Below are 20444 nucleotides of genomic sequence, written 5' to 3' on the forward strand. Positions count from 1 at the left end.
GGATCGCCCGTCCATCAGGCGGAGATCCTGCGTGTGTGATGATGTTGTCATGGCGAACACGGGGGCAGATTCTGCGTCGGGTCAGCGGTCACGGCCCACTATCCGCGATGTCGCCGCGCGCGCCGGAGTCTCCAAATCACTGGTCTCACTCGCTTTCACCGATCCACAGAAGGTCGGTCCTCAGCGCCGGGAACTCATCCTCGAAGCCGCTCAGGCTCTCGGCTACGAGCCGAACTTCCTGGCTCGTTCGTTGGCCAGGGACTCCGCGCCCTTCGTCGGAATCCTCGTCGTCAATCTGCGCAACCCGATCTTTGCCGAGATCGCCGAGGCAGTCCGTCAAGAGCTAGATCTCAACGGCGAATACGGGCTGATCACCAGCGCCGCGATCACCGACTCGGATGACCTTCCGAACAGCTACGGTCGCATCGATCCGCGGGTTGTTCGCATGCTGCAGGATCTGCGCCCGAAGGCACTCATCGTCGTCGGAACGGTGCCGGAAGAGGAGGCGATGTTCCGCGGAATACCAACGGTGTACGCAAGTGCAGCACCCAGGCCGAACACCGAACACTCCTCTGTGCGCATGGACGACGCTAAAGGCATGGAGCTCGCCGTCGACCATCTCGTCTCACTGGGCCATACGAGAATCGGATTCATCGGCGGTCGTGGCGGAGCGGTCTCCGCCGGACGAGCCCGGGCTTTCATCACAGAGATGGAATCCCGCGGATTGGAAGCAGTGGTCGAGCCGGCGGGCTTTTCGGAAGCTGAGGGCTATCGCGCGGCAAATGACCTTCTCAGCCGGGACCGGCGGCCCAGCGCCGTCGTCTGCGTCAACGACATTTCAGCGATCGGAGTTCTCGCTGCTGCCGATGATGCAGGCGTGGTCGTGCCGGACGAACTCGCCGTCGTCGGGTTCGACAACATCCCACTTGCCGACCTCAATCGCATCTCATTGACTTCGGTGGACCCGCAGAACCGAGAGATCGGTCGCTTGTCGGCCCTTGCCGTGCTCGAACTTCTCGGAGCACAAGGAACTCCGCCGTCTGAATCACTCATCACTCCCGACCTCGTGATTCGGGGTTCGACGCTAGCCCACCGGCCGCAGGAAGCCCCGCCATCCGATTGACACCGCTGAGCAGACAGTGATCCCAGCCATCAGGTCTGGTGTCGAGCCACATCGGCGGCGAGCATCCCCGGCCACTCAGCGAGGTCGGCCGGTGTCCGGGCGACGATGAGCTCGGAGTGCGGGAGCACCGCGTGGAGAGCCTCGGCCGTGGAGAGCGGATGGGCGGGATCATCGGCCCACGCGAGGATCGTCGTGGGCGTCTCCACCCCGGCGAGCGCCTCGGGGGTGGGCAGGTCGCTGGCCGCGGCACCGCGGAGCACCGCGGGCAGGAGACGTTCGGGAACCTGCGGAGTGGTCTCCGGTGCGTCGGCGAGCGCCGGGGGTCGGACGGCGCTCGCCCCGACGGCCAGGTACTCGGCGATGCCGCCGCCGGCGACGAGGTCGGCCGCTTCGAGGTAGACCTCGGCCTGCGCCGGACGCGTCTGCCAGGCCGTGGGCGGGACGACGAGGGTGAGACCGGAGAAGCGCCGCGGGTCGGCCACCGCGGCGTGGAGGAGGGTGGCTGCACCCATCGACGGGCCGACTCCGTGAACCGTCTCCCCGGGGAAGTGGAGGTCGAGGAGCGTGAGGAGGTCGACGGCCAGACGGGACCAGCGATAGTCGATGGCCGCGCTGCGGCCGGTCGATTCCCCGTGGCCGCGCGCGTCGTAGCGCAGCAGACGGGTGCCGCTGAGGCCGACGCCGAGGTCGAGGTGGAGCACGCGGTCGCGAGCGCGCGACGACGTCAGACCGTGGAGTTGGACGACAGCTCGTCCGCCCTCGTCGCTGAGCTCGGCGGCGATGTCGGCACCGTCGACGGCATGTCTCGACATCACGGACCAGACCTCCCCACCTGCGGCTCCCTGCCGTGGCTCTCACGTTAGAGTAGCGACATGCGTTTGACCAACGTGTCTCACCTCAACCTCCCGTTCGGCCGCCTCTACGGCTACGACGTCGTGACCGGGCCGCTCGGACGCAGGCGCCCGATCTCGTTCGACCAGCAGCGGCATGTGGCCGCCGGGGCCCGCCCCGGATCGTGGATGGCGCTCTCGCTGCGCCTGCCCGGCGACGTCGACCGCGATGCTCTCGCCGCCGCCTGGTGGGCGGTCATGCAACGGCACGGCACCCTGCGCACGGCGTTCTTCACCGATGACGACAACGAGGTGGGTCTCGCCGAGGTCGAGCTCCTGTCCGGTGGCTGGCGTGAGCATGCGATCGCCCAGGGCGAGGCCGTCAACAGCGCCCTGCGCAGCGTCCTCGATGAGGCGTGCACCCCGTTCGCCCGGCCCTCCCACCGCCTCTGCGTGCTCGAGACCGCGGCCGGGTCGACCGTCATCATCGGGGCCGACCATGCGCACGTCGACATGTGGTCGATGCTCGTCATCGCCCGTGATCTCCTCTCCGCACTCTCGGCGATCACCCTCGGCGAGGACCCCGACCTCGATCCCGCCCCGGCGTTCTACGAGCACACCCTGGCCCTGTCCGAACCGGGACCCCCGCCGGAGCGGGTGAGCTCGCGGTGGCGGGAGATCCTCGAGGCCGGTGGGGGCTTCATGCCCCGCTTCCCGCTCCCCCTCGGTGAGTCGACCGCGCACCTCGAGCGGGTCGTCGTCCGCGATGTCTTCGACGTCCACTCCTCGGCGGCGTTCTCCGCCGAGGCCCGGGCCGAGGGTGTCTCGACCCTGACCTTGGCGCTCTCGGCGATGGCGGAGATCACCCGGGAGGTCGGCGGCGGTCCGCTGCGCGCGGTCTTCCCCGTCCACAGCCGGTATGAGGAGCGGTGGAACGACGCCGTCGGCTGGTTCATCACGAACTCGGTCCTCGAGATCACCGACCCGGCCCCGCGGGCGAGCGCGGCAGCGGTGCGGGAGGCCATCGACCTCGGCTCCCATCCCCTCGCCGAGGTGCTCGCACCGTGGGGCGGCATGCCCGAGGCCCCGGGGATGTTCGCGATCTCCTGGCTCGACCTGCGCAGGCTGCCGGTGCGCATCGATTCGACGGGGCTCGACGCCCAGTACGTGGGCGCGACGATCCGCACCGACGGGGTGATGCTGTGGTTCATCCTCGACGAGAACGGCCTCCACCTGCGGTGCCGGTACCCCGATTCCGAGCAGGCCCGTGCCAACGTCGGCGGGTGGCTCGATGCGCTCGTCGCCCGGATGCAGGACATCGCCGCGACATCCTCAGGCGACGCCCTGCGCGTGGCCGGCGAGGAGTTCCGCGTCTCACGGGCCCGCCGCGGTGACGTGCCCGCGATCCTCACTCTCCTCGAAGGCGATGCTCCCGGCGCCGAGGTGCTCGACCGCCTCCATGCCGCGATCACCCGGGATCGCGCCCACTACCTCGCCGTCGTCCGCGATGAGCGCGCCGAGGTCGCCGGGACAATGCAGCTGACGTTCGTTCCCGGGTTCTCCCACGGCGGGGCGCTGCGGCTGGAGATCGCCGGGTTCCGCGCGCGTTCGTACGAACTCGGGGAGGCGATGCTCGCGTGGGCGCATGAGCAGGGCCGCAACCGCGGGGCCGATGTCGCGCAGATGACGACGGAGGTCGATTCGGAGCTCGTCACCGCCCTCGGCTACACGCCCGAGCAGGGGCGGTTCGTCCGCCGACTGGCCGGTGACGACGATGGGTGACTCCGATCCTCGCCGAGGCGGTCCCCGGCTCCTGACCTCAGCCGACGGTTCGCGGTCGGTCAGGACACGGACGACACGCCCTGGGCGCTCCTCGCGCACCCGTCTCGAGTCGCTGGCGACGAGGCTGTCGGTCATCGCCTTCGTCATCGTCGCGCTCGGGGTGGGCGTCTCGATCCGCGGTGAGACCATTCCGCTCGGCGGGGAGGACTCCCTCGGCGCACTGACGGGATGGTGGACAGCACTGACGGCGGGACTGGGATTCGGCCTGTCGTACCTCCTCGCGGGCCGGCGGACGGAGCTGGCGTGGCGACGACGGCTGCCGCTGGTCAAACGCGCCCTCGATCTCCTCGCCCTCACCTCGGCGGTGGCGCTCGTCGCCAACATCGCGATGCACGCGATCTTCCAGGTCTTCCAGCTCGGCTTCCTCGGCCTCGAAGTCGACTGGCTCGGCGGTGCCGCACTGGCCGGGGCGGCCGCCTCTGTGATGACGTACTTCGCCGTGGTCATCGGCGATGAGGTGACGAGCGTGGTCGTCGTCGGTCTCGTCGTCACGGGGCTGTTCATGGGCACGCTGGCGTCGATGATCCAGTCCCCGGAGGCGACGTGGTGGCAGTTCCACTTCTCGCGGCTGGGCAATGACACCGGCGTCAATGGGTATCAGTTCAACGTCTCGCTGCTCATCACCGGTCTGCTGCTGACGACGCTGGCGAACTTCATCGGCCGCGACATCGACCTCGGGCTGCGGCACCGCGGCATCCGGGAGCCAGGGCGCGTGACCGTGCTGACGTGGGAGTTCGCGGCGATCGGTATCTGCATGATCGTCGTCGGGCTGGTTCCCGACGCCGTGAACTTCCCCGTGCACGTCAGCGCGGGGGCGGGGATGGTCGTGGCCTTCGTCGCGTTCTTCCTCACCCTGCTCCGGATGATTCCCGGTCTCCCCCGCGACTTCACGGCGACGTCGTTCACGGTCATCGCCGCGATCGCCGTGTCCATCGCACTGTGGGTGCCGCTGGGCTACTACAACCTCACGGGCATGGAGACGATGGCCGCAGGGGTCCTCTTCGCGTGGCTCTTCCTGCTCGCGCGGATGACGCGCGCATATGCGGAGCCGCCGGTGACGGCTTAGACTCGCTGACGGGCTCGGCAGACTCGCGCACGTGTGCGAGGCCGCCTGCCTGAACCGCCCGTCCTCACTCCTGGAGCGCACTGTGCCAGATTGGCTCGTCATCGTCCTCTCGGTCATCGCGGGACTGCTCGTGCTCTGGCTCGCCCTCATCGTCATCCTGTGGGTCCAGCAGCGGCGCCTCGGCAGGACCGTGAACTGGCGGGAGATCGTGCGTCTCGTCCCCGACGTCGTCCGCCTCATCAGGCGTCTGGCCGCCGATCCGCAGACGCCGACGGGCACGCGGTGGATGCTCGGCGGACTGCTCGCCTACCTGCTGCTGCCGATCGACGTAGTGCCCGACTTCATCCCGGTGCTCGGGTACGCCGATGATGCGATCGCCGTCGTCATCGTCCTGCGCTTCGCGATCCGCCATGCGGGCATGGAAAGCATCGAGAAGCACTGGCCCGGCACCGAGGCGGGTCTGCAGAGCCTGCTCACGCTGACGAACGCGAAACGGCAGGGGTAGGCGGACGCGCGGGTCAGCGATCGGGTGAGCGAACAGCCACGGGAACGGACGAACACGCGCGTGAACGTACGCCCCAGGTACGCTCCACGCTGGTATCCCGCCGCTCGTTCAACACTTGGCGCGTTCATCACCGCTCCGGCGACGCCGCGGCCGCTCGTTCAACACTTGACGTGAAAATCGCGCCTTCGGGGACGACATTTTCACGCGAACTGTTGATCGAGGGGCCGCCCTGTCGATTCAGGGCCGCTCGAGCGCCGGCCCGCGGGGTGTTGTGGATGTACTTGACGAGTGGTTTCAAAGCGCATCGTAACCGCATTATCGGCGGTGGCTGAGAATTGAAAACGCCCCCCACCCGGAACAATCTTCCCAGGTGAGGGGCTTATCGAGTAGCGCGGGGGAGGCTCGATCTCCCGACCTCACGATTATGAGTCGTGCGCTCTAACCAGCTGAGCTACCGCGCCTCGAATCAAGCGCCGCGGTTTTCACGCGGCACGAGAGCCCCGAAAGGGAATCGAACCCTTGACCTTCTCCTTACCATGGAGATGCTCTGCCGACTGAGCTATCGGGGCAACAGGTAAGAATTTACACGGGGTTGCGCGACCGGGGCAAATCCGTCCCCGGTGACCTCACTCACAGGCCACCCCGCCCAGGCCCCTCCCCTGCGTCGCGCCGGAGCCGCAGCACCATCGGTGCCGCCGCTCGGCCCCGCTCGGATGCCTATTTCACGGGGTCGAACCGACCCGCGAGGAACCCCTGGAGCCGGCCCGGATGATTCGTGATGATCCCGTCGACCTCGGCGTCGAGGAGCTCCCGCCACTCGTTCATCTCATCGGCCGTCCACACGAACACCCCGAGGTCGTTGTCCCGGATCTCCTTGACGATCGACTTCCGCAGCGAGAATCCCCTGAACGACGGATTGATCGCCACCGCACCGAGGCTGCGGGCCGTGGCGATGTCCTCGGGCCGGGGCACCATGCGCAGGAGGAACCGGGTGACCATCGGCAGCAGGTCACGGCATGTGGCCAGCGTGTCGGTGTTGAACGCCTGGACGACCATGCGATCGGCGGTGCCGGTCTCGACGACGAGTTCGGAGATCCTCGCCACCGCCCCCGGCGACCACTCCCCCTTGAGCTCAAGGAGGAGTTCGCCGCCTCGGTGCTGGATGTCGCGCATCACCGCCGCGAGCGTCGGGATCCGGATGCCCATGAACCCCGGTCCCATCCACGACCCCGCGTCGACGAACGAGAGCTCCTCAGCCGTGAGCTTGACGACCGGGCCCTTGCGGTTCGTCGTCCGGTCGAGGTCGGGGTCATGGAGGATGACCGGGACCCCGTCGGCACTCGTCGAGGCGTCGACCTCGATGAAGTCGACGTCGAGCGCTCGCGCAGCATCGACGGCGGCCAGACTGTTCTCGGGAACGACGGCCGAATATCCGCGGTGGGCGATGACGAGCGGGCGCGTGCCCGAGCCGGGTCGCTCGGTGATGCCCCGCTCGCGCAGGAACTGGAGAAAGCTCATGCCTCCACCCTAATTCCAAAGCAGTCATGCCACGCACGCGAATCGGAGAACATCGCCGATCTTGCATTCTGGATACTCGGTGCTCTATCCCCGCCGCCCAGGAGTAACGTACGCTTCTGAGAATCGGTGAACATCTCGGAATCCGGGATGGCGATTCTCCGATCCGACACCGCACCACCGCAGTCCGCAACCGCTCCACCACCCTGTCGCTTGACGAAAGGTTCGCCATGGAGGCCATCTTCGCCGCCACGATCCTCCTCGCCTTCATCGCCCTCGGCGAGTTGGTCTCGATCTGGTCGAAGGCCCGCATTCCCAGCCTGCTCGTCGCGATGCTCGGCGTCTTCATCTTCGCGAAGATCGGCATCGTGCCCGAATCCGTCGTCGACGACTCGATGCTCGTCCAGATCTACACGATCCTCGTCGCCCCGCTGCTCTTCCACATGGGCACTCTCATCCCCCTGCGCATCATGCTCAAGCAGTGGCGTTCGGTCATCATCGCTGTCTCCGGCATGCTCGTCGCCGTCCTCCTCATCCTCTTCATCGTCGCGCCGCTCTTCGGCTTCGAGACATTCGTCGCCGGGTCCGGCCCGCTGGCCGGCGGCATCGTCGCCACGAGCCTGACGACCGAGGGCCTGACCGCCGCGGGCGCCGCCTCGTCGATCATCGTCCTCCCGGCGCTCGTCCTCATGCTCCAGTCGCTGCCGTCGATGCCGCTGACGAACTTCCTCCTGCGCCGGTATGCGACGAAGCTGCGCGACAGCGGCGAACTCCACGAGATGGCGCTGGCCCACCACGAGGAGGAACAGGAGGCGGCGACTAAGAAGAAGCTCATCACCCTGCCCTCCTACCTCGTCGACAATCAGCTGTTCATGCTTTTCCTCATCCTCGTCGGCGGTTCCCTGGCCACCCTGCTCGCGATTCCCACGCAGATCCCGTCGTCGATCCTCGCGCTCATCCTCGGCATCCTCGCCACCGCGATCGGGCTGTCCCCGGACAGGGCGATGGAGCGCTCGAACTCGTTCGGCATCGCGATGGCCGGTGTCATCGCGATCGTCATGGCCCCGCTCGTGACCGCGTCCGTCGAGGACGTCCTCCGCGCCTTCCTGCCGACCGTGACGATCCTCGTCGTCGGCGGCGCCGGCATCGTCATCGGCGGGTTCATCGCGACGAAGCTGCTGCGCTGGCGGGCGCCGCTGGGCATGTCCGTGGCCCTGACGGCGATGTACGGCTTCCCCGCCGACTACCTGCTCACCAATGAGGTCGCCCGGTCGATCGCCCGCGACGACGATGAGAAGGAGGCCCTCCTCAACGTCATGCTCCCGCCGATGCTCGTCGGCGGATTCACCTCGGTGAGCGCTGGGTCCGTCGTCATCGCCAGCGTCCTCGTGGGTCTGCTGTGAGAGATCTCCTCGCCGAGGCGGCCGCCCTCCTTCCCGACCTCACCGCGCTGCGGCGCGACCTCCACGCCCACCCCGAGGTCGGTCTCGACCTGCCGCGGACACAGGCCGCGGTGCTCGAGGCGATCGCCGACCTCGACGTCGAGGTGACGACGGGAACGGGAACCACCTCGGTGGTCGCCGTCCTCCGAGGCACCCACCCGGACCGCAGCGCCGACGCACCCGCGGTCCTGCTGCGCGGGGACATGGACGCCCTGCCGCTCACCGAGGCGACCGCCGAGCCGTTCGCGGCGACGAACGGGGCGATGCACGCATGCGGCCACGACCTTCACACCGCCGGTCTCGTCGGAGCGCTGCGCCTGCTCGCGGCCCACCGCGACGAACTCAGAGGCGATGTCGTCGCGATGTTCCAGCCCGGCGAGGAGGGGTTCAACGGGGCCTCGGTGATGATCGACGAGGGCGTGCTCGACGCGGCCGGGTCACGGGCGATCGCCGCCTTCGGCGTGCACGTCAACACCAGTGAGCGCGGGATCGTCTCGACGAAGCCTGGAACCCTGCAGGCCGGTTCGAGCGTCCTGCAGGTCACGGTGCACGGGCGCGGCGGGCACGGTTCGCAGCCGACCCAGGCCGTCGATCCGGTGCCGGCGCTCGCGGAGATCGTCACCGGCCTGCAGACCATGGTCACCCGGCGCGTCGACCTCTTCGATCCCGTCGTGCTCACGGTCACGCAGCTGAGCGGCAGCGAGGCGGTCAACATCATCCCGGAGCAGGCATCGCTGGGGGCGACGGTGCGCACGCTCTCGCAGGCCTCGCTGGAGACCGTACGGGATCAGGCGACGCAGCTGGCCACGGGCATTGCGGCCGCCCACGGGTGCACCGCCGAGGTGGACTTCGAGGTCCAGTATCCCGTCACCGTCAACGACGACGCCGAGACCGCGTGGGCTGTCGACCGGCTGCGTGACCTCCTCGGCGCCGATCGGGTGGAGGTGGTTGCGCAGCCGATCATGGCGAGTGAGGACTTCTCCTTCGTCCTCGCCGAGGTGCCCGGAACGTACATGATGCTCGGTGCCGGGCGCACCGATGTGCCGGCAGAGCAGCAGGGCGACAACCACTCCCCGTTCGTCATCTTCGACGACACGGTGCTCACCGAGCAGGCCGCGATCCTCAGCCACCTCGCGATCACGCGGTTGGCCTAGGGCTGCTCCAGGGCTTCCGGCGCCCGGCCTAGCGCTTCCGGCGGAGGCGCCACCACCGCGGTCGTCGGCGTCCCGGCTGATCAGGGTCGATGTGCTCCTCGGCGGGCGCTGGGTCCTCAGCTGCGGCAGAGTCTGCGGCCGCAGATTCGGCTGCCGCGCGCAGGGCGGTGCGGCGCTGTCGCCAGGCGACCACCTCGGCGTCGATGTCGCGGGGCGGGGTGAAGACCGGCGGTCCGGTGCGGAGGTCGAGGACGGCTTCGCGCACCCGGGCGTTGAACCCGGTGAGATAGTCGCGGACATCCGACTCCTTGGCGAATGCATCGAGCGTGTCCTCGAGGACGGCGCTCTCCTTGCGCACCTGGAAGGCGGCGGGGGCGACGCCGCTGATGTCCTCGGCGTCGAGCTTCTGCTTGATCCACCAGTCGGGGTCCTCGGAGCTGTGGAGGCCTTTGAGCGGCTTGCCCATGCCCGGCAGGTTGTCGAAGTCGCCGCGTCTGACGGCCTTGTCGATCGCGGATTCCGCGACCGCGTCTCGGTCGGCCAGCGAATTCATCCGCCGAGGTGGTTCCTTCGCTCCCATCGCTGCCCCCTCCACTGTGGTGCTCTCCACGGTAGGGGGTGGATTCGGGCCTGACAATGCGGGGCAGCCGATGTCGGAATCAGAGCTGAACTAGGCGGGAACGCCACAGGGCCCGATGGTCACGCGTTTCCGCTGAACATCGGGCCCTGTGAGTCTGCGTGGCAGATGCAGGATTCGAACCTGCGAAGGCAATGCCGGCTGATTTACAGTCAGCTCCCTTTGGCCGCTCGGGCAATCTGCCGCAGTTGGCGCTCGAAGAGCACTCAAGAAGAATACTAGGCCCGTGTCGCGATTGCCAACTCGGTTGACGCAGGTCACACCGGCCCCTCTCGACTAGACTCGACTGCAGACCAGGCACGGGTTCCGACCGGCATCGCTATCACCTGAAGAAGGAGCTTCCATGGCCAGCGAATCATCATTCGACATCGTCAGCAAGGTCGACCGCCAGGAGGCCGACAACGCCCTCAACCAGGCGGCGAAGGAGGTCAACTCCCGCTACGACTTCCGCGGCACCGACGCCTCGATCGCGTGGAGCGGGGAAGCCGTCCTCATGAAGGCCAACAGCGACGAACGCGTCAAGGCCGTCCTCGACGTCTTCCAGTCGAAGCTCGTCAAGCGCGGCATCTCCCTGAAGTCCCTCGACTCGGGTGAGCCCTACGCATCAGGCAAGGAGTACCGCATCGACGCCTCCCTCAAGGAGGGCATCGACAAGGACGAGGCGAAGAAGATCTCGAAGATCATCCGCGACGAAGGACCCAAGGGGGTCAAGGCGCAGATCCAGGGCGACGAGCTGCGCGTGAGCTCGAAGAAGCGCGACGACCTCCAGGAGGTCATCGCCCTCCTCAAGGGCAAGGACCTCGACGTCGACCTGCAGTTCACCAACTACCGGTGACCATGACGGATTCCGACCGTTCATGACCTCGCGCGACCGCGTGCGTCCGACATAAGTCGAACCGTGACGCCGTGCGCCATGAGCGGCGCGGTGGACATGCCGACCTTGGCACGATGTCGGCATGTCCACATCACTGACACATCCGGATCCTGCCCTCGACTCCTCATTCCGCGACGTCGACCGGCGACCGCCGATCGACCGTCGCCCATCGCAACCCCACCCCGACGCCGGCGCAGCGGTCCGCGAGCCCCGCGCCTCCGCCTCGGCGCCGGTCAGCCTCCCCCACCCCGAACCCGACTCCGAGCGCCGCCACCCCCTCGCGCTCTCCTTCGAGGTCATGCCGCCCCGCAGTGCGGCGCAGGCGGCCGGCACCCTCGAACTCCTCGCCCTCCTCGATGAGCTTCACCCCGACTATCTCGCGGTGACGAGCTCGGCGAAGAGCAACTGGCTGCACGGCACCGCCGACTTCATCCGCATCATCAGCGAGACCACGGAGCTTCGGCCGCTCGCCCACCTCGCCTGCACCGCCGGCACCGCTGACGAGCTGCGCGGCTGGATCCGCCACCTCCTCGGCGCCGGAGTGCGCGGATTCCTCGCCATTCGCGGGGACTTCCCCACCGGCACCGACCGCGTCCCCGCCGGGCACCTCCCCCACGCCGACGCCCTCGTCCACCTGCTGCGGACCATCGAAGCCGAGCACACGGCCAAACTCGCCGCCGGGCGCCTCGGGATCGGGGTCGCAGCCTACCCGTCCGGGCACGCACAGTCCTCCGGTCCCGACGAAGACCTCGATGTCCTCGCCGCCAAGCAGCGCCTCGGCGCGGACTTCGCCATCACTCAGCTCTTCTTCGACCCGGGCCACTTCGCCCGGCTCCGCCGCCGTGCGGACCTCGCCGGGATCACCATGCCGATCATTCCCGGCATCCTCCCGATCACCGACATCCGCCGCCTGCACACGATGAGCAGGCTTGCCGAACTCCCGGTGCCCGACCACCTCCTCGCCCGCTTCGACGGAGCCGCGAGCCCAGAGGCCCAGCGCCGCATCGGACTCGAGATGACCGCCGAGCACGTCGCGACGATCCTCGACCAGGGCGCCGCCGGACTGCACTTCTACACCTTCAACGACCGGACGACGACGATCGACCTGCTCGCAGCGCTCGACCGCCTCGGCGTCTCACTCCACCCCACCCCCGTGCCCGCGCTCTGAGGCGCACCACATCCACCCCACTCTGCGAAGGAGACATCATGACGACCCCCTTTCCCACCGCAACGATCACCGGCTACCCCCGCATCGGCCGCCGGCGCGAACTCAAGACCGCGCTCGAACGGTTCTGGGCCGGCCGCATCGACGCCGACGAATTCGCCCAGTCCGTGCGCGCCCACCGCGTCCAGACCTACCACCGCCTCGCCGAACTCGGCCTCACCGAGGACTACGCGATCCCCGCGACCTACAGCCACTACGATCACGTCCTCGACACCGCGCTCACCGTCGGCCTCATCCCGTCGGCGACGCTGGGCACCGACTTCGACCTCGGCGAATACTTCGCCCTGGCCCGCGGCACCGCCGACCGCTCGCCCCTGGAGATGACGAAGTGGTTCGACACGAACTACCACTACCTCGTCCCCGAACTCGAGGATTCGACGCAGTTCAAGGCCCACCCGCAGCACCTCCTCACCCTCGTCTCCGAGGCGCGCGCCGCCGGGCACCGGGTCCGTCCCGTCCTCGTCGGCCCGGTCACGCTCCTCACCCTCGCGAAGACCGCACCGGGCACGACGACGGCACCGCTGGACCGCCTCGACGAGCTCACGGCCGTCTACCTCGACGTCATCAGCGTCCTCGCCGCGGCCGGCGTCGAATGGGTGCAGCTCGACGAACCCGCCCTCGTCGCCGATGCGAACGAGTCAAGCGATGACGAACTCGCCGAGGCGGCCGCCCGGGTCTACGGCACCCTGACCGCAGCGCTCACGCACACGAAACTCCTCGTTGTCACCCCATACGGCTCGCTCCAGGCGGGTCTGCCGGCACTCGCGCACTCGGGGATCGCCGCCCTCGGGGTCGACGTCTCCGCGGCCACCCGCCGCCTCGATCCCACCTGGCTCGACCGGATCACCGCCGAAGTGCCCGCGTCGATCCGCCTCGTCGCCGGAGCCATCGACGGTCGCAACATCTGGGCCGACGACCTCACCGCGACCTTCGACGTCCTCACCGGGCTGGGTCGGGATGAGGTGAGCGTCTCGACGTCGACGTCCCTGCTCCACGTCCCCCACACGGTCGCCGACGAGCCGAATCTCCCCGTCGACGTCGCCGGGTGGCTCTCCTTCGCCGAGGAGAAGGTCACCGAGGTCGAGGCGCTGGCCGCCGCCCTCCGTGACGGCCAGCAGGCCCGCCAGACGGCGTTCGCCCGGGCCGACCGGGCGCTGCGCACGCGCCGCGAATCCGCCCGGGTCCACAACCCGGCCGTGGCGGCACGCGTGTCCGCGGTGGCCGGCCACGACGGTCGCCGCGGCGCGGCAGCAGACCGGGCCCTCGCCCAGGAGGCCATCGCGGTGCCGGTGCTGCCGACGACGACGATCGGTTCGTTCCCCCAGACCGCCGAGGTGCGGCGGGCCCGAGCCGACCATCGTGCGGGGCGGATCGACGCCGCGGCCTACGAAGCGGCGATGCGGGCGGAGATCGACCGTGCCGTCGACCTCCAGGAGCGCCTCGGTCTCGATGTCATCGTCCACGGCGAACCCGAGCGCAACGACATGGTCCAGTACTTCGCCGAGCACCTCGACGGGTTCGCGACGACGGAGAACGGCTGGGTCCAGTCCTATGGGTCCCGCTGCACGCGGCCGCCGATCCTCTTCGGTGACGTCTCCCGCCCGGAGCCGATCACCGTCGCCTGGTCGACGTACGCGGCGTCCCGGACGACGAAGCCGGTCAAGGGCATGCTCACCGGCCCGGTGACGATCCTCGCGTGGTCGTTCGCCCGCGAGGACGTCACCCTCCAGGAGTCCGCGGATCAGATCGGGCTGGCGCTGGCCGATGAGGTCGCCGACCTCGAAGCCGCGGGCATCGGCATCATCCAGGTCGACGAGCCGGCGCTCCGTGAACTCCTGCCCCTGCGCCGGGCCGATCGCGCGGCCTACCTCGACTGGTCGGTCCGCTCGTTCCGCCTCGTCGCAGCTCAGGCGGCGCCGGCCACGCAGATCCACACCCATCTGTGCTATTCGGAGTTCGGGGAGATCATCGAGGCGATCGACGCCCTCGACGCCGACGTCACGAGCATCGAAGCCGCCCGCTCGCGCATGGAGGTCCTCGCCGACATCGCCGCGGCGGACTTCGCCCGCGGCATCGGGCCGGGCATCTACGACATCCACTCCCCCAGGGTGCCGAGCGTCGTCGAGCTCACCGAGCTCATCGAGACCGCGCTCGAGTCCGTCGACGCCAGGCGGCTGTGGATCAACCCCGACTGCGGCCTCAAGACCCGCGGGTACGCCGAGGTGGAGCCGGCTCTGGCGAACCTCGTGGCGGCACGGGACGCGGTGCTGACCGGCGTCCGGGCAGGCCGGGCCTCCGGGTGATCCCGGGCTGAGTCGCGCTCACGCCTCGGCGGTGCAGGTCCCCCACAGGGCATGGGCGGCGAGATCGGCTGCGCGCAGCAGCCGCTCGCGGCTCATGCCCTGGTTCGATTGGGCGGAGAGCCCCAGCCACACGGCCTGCACGGCGTCGGTGAGCGCTGTCGGGGACGCGTCGGCCGGCAGCTCGCCGTCCTCGACGGCCCGGGTGATTCGGGCGTGCAGCAGCCGCGCGTTCTCCGCCTGCATGGCGCTGATGATCTCTCCCGCATCGCTCGCCTCCGCCGAGTCCGTGATGATCGCGCTCGTCACCATGCACCCGGGATGGACCGCGGGATCCTGCGTGAACTCGATGATCGACTCCCGCAGCAGCGTCTCGACGACCTCGCCGATCGCATCCGCGGCGACGGCTCGCCGGTAGATCTCGGCATAGCGCTGAGCGTAGACCTCGACCGCCTCGGCGAAGAGACCGGCCTTGCTCCCGAATGCGGCGTAGAGGCTCGAACTCGAGATGCCGATCGCCGAGGTGAGCGCCCGCGTCGACGTGCCGGAATACCCGTGACGCCAGAACAGCCGCGCCGCCTCGAGCAGCGCCTGGTCCCGCTCGAAGGCCGGAGGTCGTCCACGCATCATCCTTGAATTCTAGAGCAGTCGGTCCATAATTGACTTATGGAGCAGATGATTCAGAAAACGATTCCTCTTGCCGACGGCCATCTCACCGTCGACGTCTACGGCGATCCCGAGGGCGAACCGGCCGACTCGCTCGTCGTTCTGCCCGGGGTGATGAGCGATGCGCGGGCATGGCGTCGGTTCGCCGCAGCCCTCACCGCTTGGGCGCGCGTCATCGTCGTCAATCGGCGCGGGCGGGCCCCGTCGTCGGAGCTGCCGGAGGGTCATTCGCTCCTCACCGAGGTGGCCGACCTCGGTGCTGTCCTCGACGTCTTCGCTGCCCGGCAGCTCTTCGCGTGGAGCTTCGGCGGACTCGTCGGCCTGCACACGGCCAACGATCGCCGCCTCGACCACGTCATCGCCTACGAACCCGTCATGGCGCCCTTCGGTGAGCACGCACTGCCAGTGCTCAAGGCAGCCCATGAGGCCGAGGACTGGGACGCGGCCGTGGAGATCATCAACGTCGACGTCTCGGGATTCGACGCCGACCATGTCGCGGGCCTGCGCGCGAACGAACGGGCGTGGCGGATGCTCGAGGAGCTCGCACGCCCCCTCTATCCGGAACTGCGCGCGATCGCCACCGCCGCGGTGCCGGCCGAATTCGGGGCCCGCGCGCACCGCATCGATGTCCTCGTCGGGGAGGACGACCTCGGCGCCGCCCCCTATGGGACGAGCGTCGCCGACGTCCTCAGCCTCACCCCGCGGGCACGCACCCACACCGTGCCCGGCCAGGGGCATATGGCGCATCTCGAGGATCCCAGCGGACTCGCGGCCCTCGTCGACGCTCTGCGGTGAGCTACGCTCCGCGCGACAGCTCGGTGGGGATGTAGTAGAGGCCCTTCGAGTCCTCTTCGACGCTGACATGAAGGCGATCGTCGACGCGGACGAAGTCGCTGACCTTGATCGTGCCCTTCTCCCCGCTGAGCTCGCGCACCGCGAACGCGGGGATGAGGCCCTGACGGCCGTCGGAGTCGACGGCGAGCGCGTACTTCGGGCCGGTCGCCCGGACCCGAACGTCGACGGCACGGCGTTCCTCGGCCCCGGCGAGCACACCGGTCTCGGGCTCCGGGTTCGTCAGCGCCGAGAGCTCGACGGCCAGGGTGTCGGCCATCTCGTCGACGGTCGCGAGCATGTTCGCCATCGCACGGGCGAACTCGCCGTGGAGCTCGCTCGGCTTCATCGCCGCGCCCGGCTTGTACATGTCCTCGTGCGTGAGCTCGCCCCACGCATCCTGCAGCCGCGTCTTCACCTGGACCTCCGCGTACACCGGTTCCCCGTGGTCGGAGGGGATGCGCAGGGTGACGTGGCACGCGCGGTAGCCGCTGGCCTTGGGGTGATCGACGTAGTTCTTCTCTTCGATGAGTTCGAACGCTCCCAGCTGCGCGGGGTCGCAGAGGGAGGTGAACATCATCTTCTGGTCCCGCGGGGACTTGCAGAGGACCTTGACCCCGACGATGTCCCTGATCTGGTCTTCGACATCGATCGCCGAGGTGACCGTGACGTCCGGTTCGGCAGCGACCTTCTCTGCGAGCTTGGCGAGGGTGCGCGCCGGATCCTTGATCCGGTGACCGTCGACGTCGAGTCGCGAGATGTCCTTGTCCTTGAGCAGGCCCCGCTGCTGCTCCTTGAGCCAGACCTTGATCCGCGTCGCCGTCGCCTCCCACACGTCGAGCCGCTCAGCGTAGGCGGCATCGACGTGTCGTCGGAGGTCGGAATCGGCGTTCACGCGGGGTCGGTTCAGTGACCGGAGACGGGCGCCGAGGCGGTTGCAGCGTGGTCGCGGGCGGCGGCCAGCATTCCCTCGCGGGTGGCGATCTTCACCCGTTCACGGCCCTCGACGGCTCCGGCGGCCCGTTCGGCGGCATCGAGCCGGTGGTAGCCCTGCCAGTCGACGAACTCGACGCCCTTGGCCTGCAGCAGTTCGACGATCGAGTCCTCGGCGGGAGCGACCGGCTCGGCGAGCACGCCGGCGGCGCGGTCGGCGAGGATGTGGGAGATCGTCTCGAGGGCATCGCCCTTCGTGTGCCCGATCAGACCCACCGGGCCCCGCTTGATCCACCCGGTGCTGTAGACGCCGGCGACGACATCGGACTCGGCCGCCTCGCTCTGATCCACGGCGTCGACGACGCGACCCTCATGGTTCGGGATCACCCCGCGGCGCGGATCGAACGGCAGCTGCGGCAGTGCGGAGCCGGCATAGCCGACGGCGCGGTAGACCGCTTGGACCGGCCAGTCGACGAACTCGCCCGTGCCCCGGACGTTCCCCGTCCCGTCGAGCTCCTGACGCTCCGTGCGCAGAGCCTCGACCTTCCCATCGCCGAGGATCTCCGCGGGTGCGTGAAGGAAGTGCAGATGCAGCCGACGCTTCGCCCCGGTGGGTTCGCGCATCGTGAAATCGGTCAGCGTCTTCGCGACCTGCTTGACCTGATTCGATGACTCGATCGCCGCCATCGACCCCTCATCGAACTCGAAGTCCTCCGGGTAGACGATGACATCGACGTCGGCGACATGGCCCAGCTCCCGCAGCTCGAGCGGGGTGAACTTCGCCTGCGCCGGACCCCTGCGCCCGAAGACATGGACGTCGGTGACCTTCGAGGACTTCAGACCCTCGTAGACATGGTCCGGGATCTCCGTGTCATGCATGTCATCGGCCTGCTTGGCGAGCACGCGAGCGACGTCGAGTGCGACGTTGCCATTGCCGATCACCGCGACCTGCTCAGCCTCGAGCGGCCAGTCCTGGGACACATCGGGGTGTGCGTCGTACCAGTTGACGAAGTCCGCAGCACCGTAGGAACCGGGGAGGTCGACGCCGGGGAGGTCGAGCGGGGCATCGACGAAGCAGCCGGTGGAGAAGATCACGGCGTCGTAGCGATCGGTGAGCTCGTCCAGGGCGATGTCGACTCCGTACTCGACGTTGGAGAACATCCGGATGTCTCCCCTGTCGAGGACCTTGATCAGGGCGTTGATGATGCCCTTGATCCGCGGATGATCCGGCGCCACCCCGTACCGGACCAGACCGAACGGCGTCGGCAGACGCTCGAAGAGATCAATGCTGACGTCGAAATCACGCTCAGCCTTCGTCAGCAGATCAGCCGCATAGATACCGGCAGGACCAGCACCCACAATGGCCACACGGAACGGACGAGTCATTCTCACACCTCTCTAGACATTCGGATACGATTCTATCGCCTATATAGGTTCTCCTAACACTCACGTGACGAACGTCGCACGCCTGGTCACGGCGGACTCGGCCCCGGCAGAGCAGGGCCCGTCCGTCGAGCAGACGGTGGTCACCGAATTTCTGAGAGAAACCTAGACTTTCGTTGTGAACACTCCTGCCGCTCCTGACGAGAGCGCCTTCCGGCGCCTCGGACTCATCTACGGCTCGTCGGCGTACCTGCTCTGGGGTCTGCTCCCGCTGCTCTTCGCCGCCGCGGCTCCGACGAGCGCGCTCGAACTCGTCGCCAATCGGGTGATCTGGGCGCTCATCTTCTGCGCGATCCTCCTCGTCTTCGCCCGCGGCTTCGCCCGGACGTGGGCGATCATGCGCTCCGGCCGGACGTTCTGGCTGCTCGCGCTGGCCGCGGTGCTCATCGCGATCAACTGGACGACGTTCATCTACGGCATCGACACCGGCCACCTCGTCGAGATCTCCCTGGGCTACTACCTCAATCCGCTCATCTCGATCGGCCTCGGCGTCGTCTTCCTCGGGGAGCGGCTGCGGCCCCTGCAGTGGGCGGCCGTCGGCTTCGGGCTCGTCGCCGTCATCATCGTCGGTCTCGGGCTCGGCCGCGTGCCCTACCTGGCGTTCTCCGTGGCCCTGTCCTTCGGGTTCTACGGGCTCGTGAAGAACAAGGTGGGCGGCAGGATCGGCGCGCTCGAGGGGATGACGGTCGAGACGGCGATCCTCGCCATCCCCAGCCTCGCCTACCTCGGCTTCCTCGCCGCGGCCGGCACGCAGACGTTCACCGGCTTCGGCGCCCTCCACGTCGTCATCGTCCTCGCGACGGGACCGGCGACGGCGATTCCGCTCATCCTCTTCGGTGCCGCCGCCAGACGGATCCCCCTGTCGTGGATCGGCATGCTCCAGTACATCGCACCGACGCTGCAGTTCATCATCGGCATCACCATCCTCGGCGAGTCGATGTCGGTGACGCGCTGGATCGGCTTCCTCATCATCTGGATCGCCGTCATCCTCCTGTGCACGGACATGATCCGGCAGAGCCGCCGGCCCCCGACGACAGGGTGATCTAGCGCGAGCGGGAGACCACGGAGTCGGCGAACTCGAAGAGGGAGTCCTTGACGATGCCCTCCGGCAGCGGGGCGAGGGCATCCTTGGCCGCCTGCGACCAGCGCACCGCCTCGGCGCGGGCCTCATCCGTCACCGGGTGCGCGGCGAGCGCAGCGCGGGCGGTCTCGAGCGCCTCGTCCGAGCTGAGATCGGCGTCGAGGAGACCGACGATGCGCACCGCCTCGGCGTCGCCCTTCTCCGCCGCGGCACGCACGTAGAGCACGGGCAGGGTCGGGACGCGCTCGCGCAGGTCGGTGCCCGGCGTCTTCCCCGACTGGGAACCGGTCGTCGTGAGGTCGATGATGTCATCGGCGAGCTGGAAGGCGATGCCGACCTTCTCCCCGAAGATCCGCACCGGTTCGACCAGCGCCGGATCGGCACCGGAGAACATCACGCCGAACTGCGCCGAGGCGGCGATGAGCGACCCCGTCTTGTCCGCCAGGACGTCGATGTAGTGCGCGATCGGATCCTCGTCCTCGGTGGGACCGGCGAACTCGGCGAGCTGCCCGAGGACGAGGCGCTCGAAGGTCTCCGATTCGATCTTCACGGCCTCCGGTCCGAGACCCGCCGTGACGAGCGAGGCCTTGGAGAAGAGGAGGTCGCCGGTGAGGATCGCCACCGAATTGCCCCACACCTCGTGGGCGGCCGGGGCACCCCGGCGCACGGGGGCGTCGTCCATGACATCGTCATGGTAGAGGGAGGCGAGGTGGATGAGCTCGACGGCGACGGCGGCCTCGATGACCTCGTCGCACTGCGGCTGCCCGAGGCGGGCGGTGAGGAGGACGAGGTTCGGGCGGGCACGTTTGCCGCCGGCGGCGAGCAGATGCTTCGAAGCGGTGTCGGGCAGCTTCCGCGTCTGGTCGGTGACCGCGTAGAGACGCCGCTCGACGATGTCGAGCTGTGCGGCGATGTCGGCCGCGAGCTGGGCATCGGCACCGATGAAAGTCACCGGAGAGGCTAGGTGGCTCATGTCC

General features: G+C 68.5%; 18 protein-coding genes and 3 tRNA genes. 11 read left to right on the forward strand and 10 right to left on the reverse strand.

Going from position 1 to position 20444, the window contains the following annotated elements; translation table 11 throughout:
* The first annotated feature begins 49 nt into the window (after positions 1–49).
* Positions 50–1123 carry a LacI family DNA-binding transcriptional regulator gene (locus J9315_RS12695; protein ID WP_140955519.1) on the forward strand — a complete coding sequence of 358 codons (1074 nt, stop codon included), beginning with the start codon at positions 50–52 and terminating at the stop codon, positions 1121–1123.
* A 29-nt stretch (positions 1124–1152) separates the two neighbouring features.
* Here the strand turns inward: J9315_RS12695 and J9315_RS12700 are convergent, their stop codons facing one another.
* A complete protein-coding gene (locus J9315_RS12700; protein WP_211979315.1) occupies positions 1153–1935 on the reverse strand; it encodes an alpha/beta hydrolase in 783 nt (260 codons plus the stop codon).
* Positions 1936–1995: 60 nt separating this feature from the next.
* Here J9315_RS12700 and J9315_RS12705 point away from each other — a divergent pair, with 60 nt between their 5' ends.
* The 3 genes from J9315_RS12705 to J9315_RS12715 all read left to right on the forward strand — a co-directional run bounded on the left by J9315_RS12705 (position 1996) and on the right by J9315_RS12715 (position 5366).
* The gene (locus J9315_RS12705) at positions 1996–3735 is read left to right on the forward strand and encodes a condensation domain-containing protein (protein WP_211978004.1); all 1740 of its coding nucleotides are present in this window, start codon (positions 1996–1998) and stop codon (positions 3733–3735) included.
* The gene (locus tag J9315_RS12710) at positions 3728–4861 is read left to right on the forward strand and encodes a DUF998 domain-containing protein (RefSeq protein WP_211978005.1); all 1134 of its coding nucleotides are present in this window, start codon (positions 3728–3730) and stop codon (positions 4859–4861) included. The genes J9315_RS12705 and J9315_RS12710 overlap by 8 nt, the downstream gene beginning before the upstream one ends.
* A gap of 82 nt (positions 4862–4943) precedes the next feature.
* Positions 4944–5366 (forward strand): DUF1232 domain-containing protein, encoded by a 423-nt coding sequence (locus J9315_RS12715; RefSeq protein WP_211978006.1) that lies wholly within the window; start codon positions 4944–4946, stop codon positions 5364–5366.
* Positions 5367–5753: 387 nt separating this feature from the next.
* Here the strand turns inward: J9315_RS12715 and J9315_RS12720 are convergent.
* From J9315_RS12720 to J9315_RS12730, 3 genes are all read right to left on the reverse strand, one after another.
* Positions 5754–5827: transfer RNA gene (locus J9315_RS12720), tRNA-Met, on the reverse strand.
* A gap of 35 nt (positions 5828–5862) precedes the next feature.
* Positions 5863–5935: transfer RNA gene (locus tag J9315_RS12725), tRNA-Thr, on the reverse strand.
* 148 nt (positions 5936–6083) lie between these two features.
* Positions 6084–6884, reverse strand: a complete 801-nt coding sequence (locus tag J9315_RS12730) for a glycerophosphodiester phosphodiesterase family protein (protein ID WP_137825452.1) — start codon at positions 6882–6884, stop codon at positions 6084–6086.
* Between the two features lie 227 nt (positions 6885–7111).
* Between J9315_RS12730 and J9315_RS12735 the strand changes: the two genes are divergently transcribed.
* Together J9315_RS12735 and J9315_RS12740 are read left to right on the forward strand one after the other, a co-directional pair.
* A complete protein-coding gene (locus J9315_RS12735; protein ID WP_211978007.1) occupies positions 7112–8284 on the forward strand; it encodes a hypothetical protein in 1173 nt (390 codons plus the stop codon).
* Positions 8281–9477 carry a M20 family metallopeptidase gene (locus J9315_RS12740; RefSeq protein WP_211978008.1) on the forward strand — a complete coding sequence of 399 codons (1197 nt, stop codon included), beginning with the start codon at positions 8281–8283 and terminating at the stop codon, positions 9475–9477. Before J9315_RS12735 ends, J9315_RS12740 begins: the two co-directional genes overlap by 4 nt.
* A gap of 28 nt (positions 9478–9505) precedes the next feature.
* Here the strand turns inward: J9315_RS12740 and J9315_RS12745 are convergent, their stop codons facing one another.
* On the reverse strand, positions 9506–10057 hold the full coding sequence (locus tag J9315_RS12745) for a DUF1992 domain-containing protein (protein ID WP_211978009.1): 552 nt from the start codon (positions 10055–10057) through the stop codon (positions 9506–9508).
* 159 nt (positions 10058–10216) lie between these two features.
* Positions 10217–10298: transfer RNA gene (locus J9315_RS12750), tRNA-Tyr, on the reverse strand.
* A gap of 159 nt (positions 10299–10457) precedes the next feature.
* Between J9315_RS12750 and J9315_RS12755 the strand changes: the two genes are divergently transcribed.
* From J9315_RS12755 to metE, 3 genes are all read left to right on the forward strand, one after another.
* Positions 10458–10949: a YajQ family cyclic di-GMP-binding protein gene (locus tag J9315_RS12755; protein ID WP_211978010.1), complete on the forward strand. Its 492-nt coding sequence runs from the start codon at positions 10458–10460 to the stop codon at positions 10947–10949.
* A gap of 121 nt (positions 10950–11070) precedes the next feature.
* Positions 11071–12156: a methylenetetrahydrofolate reductase gene (locus J9315_RS12760; RefSeq protein ID WP_211978011.1), complete on the forward strand. Its 1086-nt coding sequence runs from the start codon at positions 11071–11073 to the stop codon at positions 12154–12156.
* A gap of 38 nt (positions 12157–12194) precedes the next feature.
* Complete coding sequence (gene metE, locus J9315_RS12765) at positions 12195–14516, forward strand: 5-methyltetrahydropteroyltriglutamate--homocysteine S-methyltransferase (protein ID WP_211978012.1); 2322 nt, start codon at positions 12195–12197, stop codon at positions 14514–14516.
* 18 nt (positions 14517–14534) lie between these two features.
* On the opposite strand, the gene J9315_RS12770 is transcribed toward metE, so the two are convergent.
* On the reverse strand, positions 14535–15143 hold the full coding sequence (locus J9315_RS12770) for a TetR/AcrR family transcriptional regulator (RefSeq protein ID WP_211978013.1): 609 nt from the start codon (positions 15141–15143) through the stop codon (positions 14535–14537).
* A 45-nt stretch (positions 15144–15188) separates the two neighbouring features.
* Here J9315_RS12770 and J9315_RS12775 point away from each other — a divergent pair, with 45 nt between their 5' ends.
* Entirely contained in the window at positions 15189–15974 is a 786-nt protein-coding gene (locus tag J9315_RS12775) for an alpha/beta hydrolase (protein ID WP_249120900.1), read from the forward strand.
* A 1-nt stretch (position 15975) separates the two neighbouring features.
* Here the strand turns inward: J9315_RS12775 and J9315_RS12780 are convergent, their stop codons facing one another.
* Together J9315_RS12780 and J9315_RS12785 are read right to left on the reverse strand one after the other, a co-directional pair.
* Positions 15976–16905: a RelA/SpoT domain-containing protein gene (locus J9315_RS12780; RefSeq protein WP_211978014.1), complete on the reverse strand. Its 930-nt coding sequence runs from the start codon at positions 16903–16905 to the stop codon at positions 15976–15978.
* An 11-nt stretch (positions 16906–16916) separates the two neighbouring features.
* Complete coding sequence (locus J9315_RS12785; RefSeq protein ID WP_211978015.1) at positions 16917–18329, reverse strand: FAD-dependent oxidoreductase; 1413 nt, start codon at positions 18327–18329, stop codon at positions 16917–16919.
* 175 nt (positions 18330–18504) lie between these two features.
* Here J9315_RS12785 and rarD point away from each other — a divergent pair, with 175 nt between their 5' ends.
* A complete protein-coding gene (gene rarD / locus J9315_RS12790) occupies positions 18505–19428 on the forward strand; it encodes an EamA family transporter RarD (RefSeq protein WP_211978016.1) in 924 nt (307 codons plus the stop codon).
* A 1-nt stretch (position 19429) separates the two neighbouring features.
* Here rarD and J9315_RS12795 read toward each other — a convergent pair whose 3' ends face one another.
* Complete coding sequence (locus J9315_RS12795; protein WP_211978017.1) at positions 19430–20440, reverse strand: polyprenyl synthetase family protein; 1011 nt, start codon at positions 20438–20440, stop codon at positions 19430–19432.
* Positions 20441–20444: the final 4 nt, after the last annotated feature.

The organism is Brevibacterium sp. W7.2 (assembly GCF_018137945.1).
Taxonomy (GTDB): Bacteria; Actinomycetota; Actinomycetes; order Actinomycetales; family Brevibacteriaceae; genus Brevibacterium; species Brevibacterium sanguinis.

What these genes read in the sequence shown, in the direction of transcription:
- J9315_RS12730 (WP_137825452.1), bottom strand. Translation starts at nt 6,884, where the DNA reads ATGAGCTTTCTCCAGTTCCTGCGCGAGCGGGGCATCACCGAGCGACCC.
- J9315_RS12795 (WP_211978017.1), bottom strand. Translation starts at nt 20,440, where the DNA reads ATGAGCCACCTAGCCTCTCCGGTGACTTTCATCGGTGCCGATGCCCAG.
- metE (WP_211978012.1), top strand. Translation starts at nt 12,195, where the DNA reads ATGACGACCCCCTTTCCCACCGCAACGATCACCGGCTACCCCCGCATC.
- J9315_RS12745 (WP_211978009.1), bottom strand. Translation starts at nt 10,057, where the DNA reads ATGGGAGCGAAGGAACCACCTCGGCGGATGAATTCGCTGGCCGACCGA.
- J9315_RS12695 (WP_140955519.1), top strand. Translation starts at nt 50, where the DNA reads ATGGCGAACACGGGGGCAGATTCTGCGTCGGGTCAGCGGTCACGGCCC.
- J9315_RS12775 (WP_249120900.1), top strand. Translation starts at nt 15,189, where the DNA reads ATGATTCAGAAAACGATTCCTCTTGCCGACGGCCATCTCACCGTCGAC.
- J9315_RS12755 (WP_211978010.1), top strand. Translation starts at nt 10,458, where the DNA reads ATGGCCAGCGAATCATCATTCGACATCGTCAGCAAGGTCGACCGCCAG.
- J9315_RS12760 (WP_211978011.1), top strand. Translation starts at nt 11,071, where the DNA reads ATGTCCACATCACTGACACATCCGGATCCTGCCCTCGACTCCTCATTC.
- J9315_RS12705 (WP_211978004.1), top strand. Translation starts at nt 1,996, where the DNA reads ATGCGTTTGACCAACGTGTCTCACCTCAACCTCCCGTTCGGCCGCCTC.
- J9315_RS12785 (WP_211978015.1), bottom strand. Translation starts at nt 18,329, where the DNA reads ATGACTCGTCCGTTCCGTGTGGCCATTGTGGGTGCTGGTCCTGCCGGT.
- J9315_RS12735 (WP_211978007.1), top strand. Translation starts at nt 7,112, where the DNA reads ATGGAGGCCATCTTCGCCGCCACGATCCTCCTCGCCTTCATCGCCCTC.
- J9315_RS12710 (WP_211978005.1), top strand. Translation starts at nt 3,728, where the DNA reads ATGGGTGACTCCGATCCTCGCCGAGGCGGTCCCCGGCTCCTGACCTCA.
- J9315_RS12700 (WP_211979315.1), bottom strand. Translation starts at nt 1,935, where the DNA reads ATGTCGAGACATGCCGTCGACGGTGCCGACATCGCCGCCGAGCTCAGC.
- J9315_RS12770 (WP_211978013.1), bottom strand. Translation starts at nt 15,143, where the DNA reads ATGATGCGTGGACGACCTCCGGCCTTCGAGCGGGACCAGGCGCTGCTC.